The organism is Marinobacter excellens LAMA 842 (assembly GCF_001574445.1).
Taxonomy (GTDB): domain Bacteria; phylum Pseudomonadota; class Gammaproteobacteria; order Pseudomonadales; family Oleiphilaceae; genus Marinobacter; species Marinobacter shengliensis.
On sequence record NZ_LOCO01000021.1, the window covers coordinates 61,622 to 69,877 of the forward strand.

Here is an 8,256-nt window from a genome sequence, read left to right on the forward strand (position 1 = left end):
CGGCCTTTCAGACGTCCCCCGATTCGCGCGATACAGGTTGATATCATGCTTGAACTTCGCGGCGCTCCCGCGCTCTCGCCTTTCCGTTCCAGAAAGCTGCACTCCCGGATTCAGCAACTTGTTCCTGATGTGGAGCATGTGTACGCAGAATTCATGCACTTTGTGGATCTCGATGCCGACCTTTCCGATGCGGAACAGGCAATACTTGATCGCCTTCTGACCTACGGACCCAGTGTCGAACTGGAGCAGCCAGATGGTGTTTTGTTTCTGGTGGTCCCGCGCCCGGGCACACTTTCTCCGTGGTCCAGTAAGGCTACCGATATCGCTCGCAACTGTGGCCTGCGACAGATTCGCAGAATTGAACGCGGTATCGCTTACTACGTTCGCTCCTCCAGCAAGCTTGGCCTCGAACAGCGAGAAAAAATTGCAACCCTGCTGCATGACCGGATGACCCAGAAAGTATTCCATGAGACGGGTGGCGCCGAGTTGCTGTTCAGTCATGACGAGCCCCGGCCCCTCGGCCGGGTGCCGGTGCTGGCCGGTGGCCGGGGTGCTTTGGTTGAGGCAAACGGGCGCCTCGGCCTTGCCCTGGCCGACGACGAGATCGATTACCTGGTAACGGCGTTCACCGACCTTGAGCGTGATCCGACGGACGTCGAGCTGATGATGTTTGCCCAGGCAAACTCGGAGCATTGCCGCCACAAGATCTTTAACGCCTCCTGGGATATTGATGGCGAAGGCCAGGAAAAATCCCTGTTTGCAATGATCAAGAACACCTTCGAGATGAACAGCGAAGGTGTGCTCTCTGCCTATAAGGACAACGCTGCAGTTATTACTGGTAGCGAGGCGGGCCGTTTCTTCCCGGCACCGGAAACCGGTGTTTACAGTTATAACCGGGAGCCGGTGCATATTCTGATGAAGGTGGAAACCCATAACCACCCGACTGCTATCTCACCCTTTGCCGGCGCCGCAACAGGCTCCGGTGGCGAGATCCGCGATGAAGGTGCGACCGGTCGTGGTTCCAAGCCCAAGGCGGGCCTTGCAGGCTTTACCGTTTCCAACCTTAATATTCCGGGCGACGAGCAGCCTTGGGAGTTTGGTTATGGCAAGCCGGACCGGATCGCCTCGCCGCTGGATATCATGATTGAAGGTCCCATCGGTGGTGCCGCTTTCAATAACGAGTTTGGCCGGCCCAACCTGGCGGGTTACTTCCGGACCTTTGAAGAGAAGGTTCCCGGTGCGGCGGGTGAAGAAGTGCGTGGTTACCACAAGCCCATCATGATTGCCGGCGGCCTGGGTAACATTCGCGAGAATCACGTCGAGAAGGGCAATATCCCGGTCGGCGCCAAACTGATCGTGCTGGGCGGCCCTTCCATGTTGATCGGACTTGGAGGTGGCGCTGCGTCCTCCATGGATTCCGGTTCCAGCAATGAGAATCTGGATTTTGCGTCGGTTCAACGGGACAACCCGGAGATGGAACGCCGTTGCCAGGAAGTGATTGACCGTTGCTGGCAGATGGGGGAAGACAACCCGATTTGCTTCATCCACGATGTGGGCGCGGGCGGTCTCTCCAACGCCATGCCTGAACTGGTCAAGGATGGGGGCCGGGGCGGCAAATTCGAATTGCGTGACATCCCGAGTGACGAGCCGGGCATGTCACCCCTGGAAATCTGGTGTAACGAATCCCAGGAACGCTACGTGATGGCCGTGGCACCGGAAAATCTGGACTTGTTCGATGCCCTTTGCCGCCGTGAGCGCTGTCCTTATGCCGTGATCGGTGAAGCTACCGAGGCGCACCACCTGGAACTGGGTGACTCCTATTTTGATGACAAGCCTGTCGACCTGCCAATGGAAGTGTTGTTTGGCAAACCGCCGAGAATGCATCGCAGTGTTGCGCGTTCGTCGTTTACCAAACCGATCTTCGATTCCACCAAGATCGATTTGCACGACGCCATTCGTCGCGTACTCCGCTTGCCGTCGGTGGGCTCCAAGAGCTTCCTGATTACCATCGGTGACCGAACCATCACCGGGCTGGTCGCCCGTGATCAGATGGTTGGGCCCTGGCAGGTGCCGGTCAGCGATGTGGCGGTTACTGCGGCATCCTTTGACGTACGCACCGGTGAGGCTATGGCCATGGGCGAGCGCACGCCGCTGGCGGTGATTGACGCTCCGGCTTCAGGCCGAATGGCCGTAGGTGAAGTGATTACCAACCTGGCGGCGGCGGCAATCGGTAAGCTCTCTGACATTCGTTTATCGGCTAACTGGATGGCCGCGGCTGGTCACCCGGGTGAAGACGAGAACCTGTACGAGACCGTAAAAGCGGTTGGCATGGAATTGTGTCCGGACCTGGGTATTACCATCCCGGTGGGTAAAGATTCCATGTCGATGAAAACCACCTGGGAAGAGGACAACGGTGAGCAGAAGAGTGTTACCGCACCGCTGTCTCTGATTGTCAGTGGTTTTGCGCCGGTAACCGACGTTGCCCGTACACTTACTCCGCAGTTGCGATCGGATGCCGGTGAAACAGACCTTATTCTGATTGACCTGGCCGCCGGCCAGAATCGCCTTGGTGGCTCTGCACTGGCGCAGGTGTACCGTCAGGTTGGCGCGGTAGCGCCTGACCTGGATGATCCGGAAGATATCAAGGCTTTCTTTGCAGTCGTGCAGGGTTTGAACACCGACGGAAAGCTGCTGGCTTACCATGACCGCTCAGACGGTGGTCTGTTTGTCACGCTGGCGGAAATGGCGTTTGCAGGCCGGACAGGCCTGGACATCAAGCTGGATGGTCTTGCCGAAGACAGCTCCCAGTTTGCCCGTGAGCTCTTCAACGAAGAACTGGGCGCTGTGATCCAGGTTCGCCGTGACGACACCAGCTTTGTCCTGCAGCAGTTCTCGGCCGCCGGCCTGGGCGACCATACAAGCGTTGTGGGCACACTGAATGACAATGACCGCGTGCGCCTGACATTCGGTGGTGACACCGTGGTGGATGAATCCCGTACCGAGCTGCAGCGTCTGTGGGCGGAAACCAGTTACCGTATCCAGTCGCTGCGGGATAACGCGGACTGTGCCCAGGAAGAGTTCGACAACCTGCTGGACGAGAACGACCCGGGGTTGAGTGTTGAGCTTAGTTACGACATCAATGAAGATATTGCTGCGCCGTATATCAGTACCGGTGCACGCCCGAAGGTTGCGGTGCTTCGGGAGCAGGGCGTTAACGGCCAGGTTGAAATGGCTGCAGCGTTTGATCGGGCTGGTTTCGAGGCAGTAGACGTCCATATGAGCGATCTGCTGTCCGGTCGCATTACGCTCGAGACATTCCAGAGCCTGGTTGCCTGTGGTGGTTTCTCCTACGGCGATGTTCTGGGCGCCGGTGAGGGTTGGGCCAAGTCCATTCTGTTCAATGATCGGGTGCGAGATCAGTTTGCTGCCTTCTTCAACCGTCAGGACACTCTCGCGTTGGGCGTGTGCAATGGTTGCCAGATGCTTTCCAACTTGCATGAACTGATTCCGGGAAGCGAAGGTTGGCCGCGTTTTGTACGTAACCAGTCCGAACAGTTTGAGGCCCGCCTGGTCATGGTGGAGGTGGCGCAGTCACCGTCTGCGTTCCTTGATGGCATGGCCGGTTCTCGCATGCCGATTGCCGTTGCCCATGGTGAGGGTCGAGTGGAGTTTGCCTCTGGTAATTCGGCTCAGTCCCTTGCAGACAGCGAGTTGGTGGCCATGCGGTATGTGGACAACCGGGGCCAGCAGACCGCGCGGTATCCGTACAACCCCAACGGTTCAGAGGCTGGCATTACTGGTGTTACTTCCCGGGATGGCCGGGTGACCATCATGATGCCGCACCCAGAGCGTGTTTTCCGGGCGGTGCAGCACTCCTGGCGGCCAGATGGCTGGCAGGAAGATGGTCCCTGGATCCGCATGTTCAGGAATGCGAGGCGCTGGCTTGGCTGATTAAGCCAGTCAATCCGGGCGTGGTGGAAACCGGTCTGCAGAGTGTCCCTGACGGGGCATTTCTCGGACCGGTTTTTTTATGCTCAATGATGAGGCTTGCTGCGCAAAAAGTGAGCAAATAAAATCTCTAAAAGTTCTGAAATTTGTCAGTCAAGGCCTTGACTAAAAAACTTTATGCACATTCCTGGTGCTTTGCTGGCTGAACTGTGAACAAAGTCCAAGAATTGCGTTCATTTTTTGCTCTAGCATCGTAAGATATTGAAAAATATAAATAAAAACAAATGGGCGATTTTGTCGCCAATTTGAGGGGAGGTCAGTAACTGTGGGGGTTGGAGGCCGATTCCCAAAAACTTTCCCCAGAGTTATCCACAGATTCTGTGGGTAAGTTTGTAATGCCTTGTTCCGGATAAAAGTTGACCAATTTGAGGGTGACTATGTACAAGCTTTGCTACTTCGTACCGGAGAGCCATCTTGAGCAAACCAAGCAGGCATTATTTGATGCTGGCGCGGGAAAAATCGGGGATTACGACAGCTGCGCATGGCAGTGTGAAGGCGAGGGGCAGTTCCGACCCCTGGCGGGGAGCGATCCGTTTCTGGGAAGCCAGGGAGAGCTTGAGCGTGTTAGGGAATTCAAGGTGGAACTGGTGTGTAGCGACGAGCTTATCAAGCCTGCAGTCTATGCACTCAAGCAGGCCCATCCTTACGAGGAGCCCGCCTATGAGGTGTATCGCCTGGAAACGTTCTGATCAGGCTTTTTTCGCCATTGGGTGGCGAATATCGGTGACATGGACGTTGTAGGATTCAGACTTCATATCCGCAAGGAACAGCTCAAGGGTCTTGCGCACCGTGGGGAAAGATATCTCATCCCAGGGAATATCGCCGGGTTCGAACAGCTTTGATTCCAGCGATTCTTCTCCGGCGCCGAATAGGCCGTCTTTAAGTGTGGCACGGTAGAACATGTGGACCTGGTTGATGTGCGGCACATCAATGATGGAGTAGAGCCCCTGAATGTCCACATCCGCCAGTGCTTCCTCGCGGGTTTCCCGGGCTGCTGCTTCTATCGTCGTTTCTGCATTTTCCATAAAGCCTGCCGGCAGAGTCCAATAGCCATACCGGGGTTCGATGGCTCGGCGACATAGCAGGATTCTGCCTTCCCATACGGGAACCGTACCGGCGACAATCCGCGGGTTCTGGTAATGTATGGTCTCGCAGCTGATGCAAACATAACGGTGCCGATTGTCGCCTTCGGGAATGCGTTGCTCAACCGGTTGGCCGCAAGTGCTGCAATACTTCATCGTTTTCCCCGTATACTGAGTGTCCGTTGGTAGTCAGTTTAACGATCCGGACTGCCTGTGTCTCACTCAATATCAGGAAGTTGCCGGAGTAAAGAGTGCAAGACCTGTTAACCGAGCGATTGTCGAATTACGCGCCCAGACAACTGGCACTGGACTACCCTGAAGCCGGTATCCTGGTGCCCATTACGGATAACGAGCGTGATCCGGAGATGATTTTTACCCTGAGGTCATCCAACCTCAAAACACATCGGGGTCAGGTGGCCTATCCCGGCGGCAAGCGGGATCCTGACGACGCCTCCCTGATTGCAACCGCACTGCGTGAAACCCACGAAGAAATCGGTCTGCCCCCGGATCAGGTAAAGGTCATTGCGCCGTTAAGTCAGGTTATGTCGTTGCACCGTATTCTTGTCACTCCATACGTGGGCGTTGTGCCTGGCGATCATCCCCTGGAGCCGAACCCCCACGAGATCGAAAGTGTCTTCCGTGTTCCGATCTCCTGGCTCCTGGAAGATCGAAGGGAGCGTACCGACACGCTCAGTTTTCTGAACAGCACTCTTTACGTGCCCTGCTATCGTTGGCAGCAGTATCAGATATGGGGGTTGTCGGCGGTGGTGCTGGTCGATTTTCTGAATGCTGTGTACGATGCCGGAATCGATATTCTCGAGCCACCCCGTTGAATTAGCCGGAGAGATTGATGTTCTACAGAATTGATCAATACCAGCCAGAAAAAGAAGGCGATGGCCAGTTCGTCGCCCACAACGCCACGGTGATCGGGCGCGTAAAGCTGATGGAAAAATCGAGTATCTGGTTCAATGTTGTCATTCGTGGTGATAACGAACTGATTACGATCGGCCCCGAATCGAACATACAGGATGGCTCAGTACTGCATACCGACCCGGGCATTCCGCTAACCCTTGGGCGTGGGGTGACTGTTGGCCACAAAGCCATGCTGCACGGATGCCAGATTGGCGACTACACCCTGGTTGGGATCAATGCGGTGATTCTGAACGGCGCGAAGATTGGCAAACACTGTCTGATCGGAGCAAATACTCTGATCCCGGAGGGTATGGAAGTGCCGGATGGCTCGATGGTGGTGGGCTCTCCAGGGAAAATTCGCCGCGAACTCAACGATAACCAGAAAAAGATGCTCGAGTTCAGCGCAATGCACTATGTAAAAAATGCAGAGCGCTACCTGGCGACACTGACAAAGGTGGATATCTGAAGATGAAGGTGGCCGACAAGGTTCGATCGCCATGCGTGAATGTTTGCGCGCTGGATGCAAATGACATGTGTATCGGTTGCCAGCGCACAGGGGATGAAATCCTCCGCTGGACCACCATGAGTAATGACGAGCGACGGGAGGTTCTGCTGAAAGTGGCGGAACGGGAAAAGCAGGTCGCACTCTGACAGTAACAGGACATCAAACTATATGACTGGTTCAAACAGAACGGTGCGTATCGGCACGCCTCTGAAGTCATCGGCTACCCGTGTGCTTTTTTGCGGTGCCGGGGAGCTCGGTAAAGAGGTGGTTATAGAGCTGCAACGTTTCGGCATAGAAGTGATTGCAGTCGACCGATACGAGAATGCGCCCGCCATGCAGGTTGCGCATCGGAGCCACGTTATCGATATGCTGGATGGTGCAGCGTTGCGCGCCATCGTTGAAGCGGAGAAGCCGGACCTGATCGTTCCGGAGATTGAGGCGATTGCCACCGCCGAGCTGGTCCGGTTGGAGGAAGAAGGCTACAACGTGGTGCCCACAGCCCGGGCGGTTAATCTGACCATGAATCGCGAAGGTATCCGCCGGCTTGCGGCTGAGGAGCTTGGGCTAAGCACATCCAAGTACCGGTTTGCCGGTACCAGGGAAGAGTATCTGGCTGCCATTGATGAGGTCGGGGTGCCATTGGTGGTGAAGCCAGTTATGAGCTCGTCCGGTAAAGGGCAGAGTACGGTGAAGAGTACAGCGGAGGTAGAGGCTGCTTGGGAGTACGCCCAAACCGGTGGTCGGGCTGGCAAGGGTAGGGTGATCGTCGAAGGCTTTGTGGACTTCGACTATGAAATCACCTTGCTGACGGTCAGGCATCGCGATGGTATTTCATTCTGTGATCCAATTGGTCACAGGCAGGAAGACGGCGATTACCGTGAGTCATGGCAGCCACACCCCATGTCCGATGCGGCGTTTACCCGAGCAACAGAGATTGCACGGGCAGTGGTAGAGAATCTGGGTGGCTACGGTATCTACGGTGTTGAGCTGTTCATTAAGGGTGACCAGGTATGGTTCTCGGAGGTTTCTCCCAGACCCCACGATACTGGTCTCGTCACCTTGATGTCCCAGGACCTTTCGGAGTTCGCGTTACATGCCCGCGCCATTTTGGGTATGCCCATCCCTGCCATTCGCCAGCAGGGCCCAACCGCGTCGGCGGTCATCCTGCCGGAGGGAGATTCCGGTAACGTGGTGTTCTCGGGGCTGGAACATGCCCTGGCAGAGCCTGATACCCAGGTTCGCCTGTTCGGTAAGCCGGAGTTGAAAGGGCGTCGACGTATGGGCGTTGCCCTCGCTAAAGGCAGTACCATAGAAGAAGCGCGCCAGCGTGCAATCAAGGTAGCGCAGCAGGTTAAAGTGGAGCTAGACTGAGAGACTGGATAAGGGCTTTGTGAGGGTTGGAAAGGAACCTTCCGAAAAAAGTTCAAATCCACCGTTGACTCCTCGGCTGAGGTCTGTAGAATGCGCATCTCGCTTGAGGGGCTGGCCACTGAGAAGAGGCAAAACCTAAGCGATAACTGCTTGAAAGCACTGAAGAAAAAGTTCGAAAGATTCTTCAGAAAGCGGTTGACAGGAAGGCGGTTCAGTGTAGAATGCGCACTTCGAAACAGGCAGTAAGCCGGACAGTTTTTCGGCGGTTTTCGGAAGCGGAAACAGCGAAAAATAAACGGTTGACAGGGCAGCGGAACGATGTAGAATACGCGGCCTTGATTGAGCAACAGCTCAAACGCTCTTTAAAAAGTTAACCAA

At 55.7% G+C, this 8,256-nt stretch carries 7 protein-coding genes; 6 read left to right on the forward strand and 1 reads right to left on the reverse strand.

All coding sequences use genetic code 11. The features are described 5' to 3' along the window. Window positions 1–45 precede the first annotated feature (45 nt). Together purL and J122_RS15675 are read left to right on the forward strand one after the other, a co-directional pair. Entirely contained in the window at window positions 46–3,951 is a 3,906-nt protein-coding gene (purL, locus tag J122_RS15670) for a phosphoribosylformylglycinamidine synthase (RefSeq protein ID WP_061333141.1), read from the forward strand. 434 nt (window positions 3,952–4,385) lie between these two features. Beyond that, on the forward strand, window positions 4,386–4,697 hold the full coding sequence (locus J122_RS15675) for a YqfO family protein (protein ID WP_061333142.1): 312 nt from the start codon (window positions 4,386–4,388) through the stop codon (window positions 4,695–4,697). Here the strand turns inward: J122_RS15675 and J122_RS15680 are convergent, their stop codons facing one another. Beyond that, window positions 4,698–5,246: an NUDIX hydrolase gene (locus tag J122_RS15680; protein WP_061333143.1), complete on the reverse strand. Its 549-nt coding sequence runs from the start codon at window positions 5,244–5,246 to the stop codon at window positions 4,698–4,700. It abuts the gene before it with no gap. A gap of 95 nt (window positions 5,247–5,341) precedes the next feature. Between J122_RS15680 and J122_RS15685 the strand changes: the two genes are divergently transcribed. From J122_RS15685 to purT, 4 genes are read left to right on the forward strand one after another with little or no spacing between them, the layout of a single operon-like run. Then, complete coding sequence (locus tag J122_RS15685; RefSeq protein WP_061333144.1) at window positions 5,342–5,923, forward strand: NUDIX hydrolase; 582 nt, start codon at window positions 5,342–5,344, stop codon at window positions 5,921–5,923. A gap of 17 nt (window positions 5,924–5,940) precedes the next feature. Further along, window positions 5,941–6,468: a gamma carbonic anhydrase family protein gene (locus J122_RS15690; protein ID WP_061333145.1), complete on the forward strand. Its 528-nt coding sequence runs from the start codon at window positions 5,941–5,943 to the stop codon at window positions 6,466–6,468. A gap of 2 nt (window positions 6,469–6,470) precedes the next feature. After that, window positions 6,471–6,653, forward strand: coding sequence for a DUF1289 domain-containing protein (locus tag J122_RS15695; RefSeq protein ID WP_061333146.1), 183 nt, complete (start codon window positions 6,471–6,473; stop codon window positions 6,651–6,653). A 22-nt stretch (window positions 6,654–6,675) separates the two neighbouring features. Next, window positions 6,676–7,878: a formate-dependent phosphoribosylglycinamide formyltransferase gene (purT, locus tag J122_RS15700; RefSeq protein ID WP_061333147.1), complete on the forward strand. Its 1,203-nt coding sequence runs from the start codon at window positions 6,676–6,678 to the stop codon at window positions 7,876–7,878. The last annotated feature ends 378 nt before the right edge of the window (window positions 7,879–8,256 follow it).

Coding starts and splice junctions, on each gene's coding strand:
- J122_RS15695 (WP_061333146.1), top strand. CDS start 6,471: ATGAAGGTGGCCGACAAGGTTCGATCGCCATGCGTGAATGTTTGCGCG.
- J122_RS15690 (WP_061333145.1), top strand. CDS start 5,941: ATGTTCTACAGAATTGATCAATACCAGCCAGAAAAAGAAGGCGATGGC.
- J122_RS15680 (WP_061333143.1), bottom strand. CDS start 5,246: ATGAAGTATTGCAGCACTTGCGGCCAACCGGTTGAGCAACGCATTCCC.
- purL (WP_061333141.1), top strand. CDS start 46: ATGCTTGAACTTCGCGGCGCTCCCGCGCTCTCGCCTTTCCGTTCCAGA.
- J122_RS15675 (WP_061333142.1), top strand. CDS start 4,386: ATGTACAAGCTTTGCTACTTCGTACCGGAGAGCCATCTTGAGCAAACC.
- purT (WP_061333147.1), top strand. CDS start 6,676: ATGACTGGTTCAAACAGAACGGTGCGTATCGGCACGCCTCTGAAGTCA.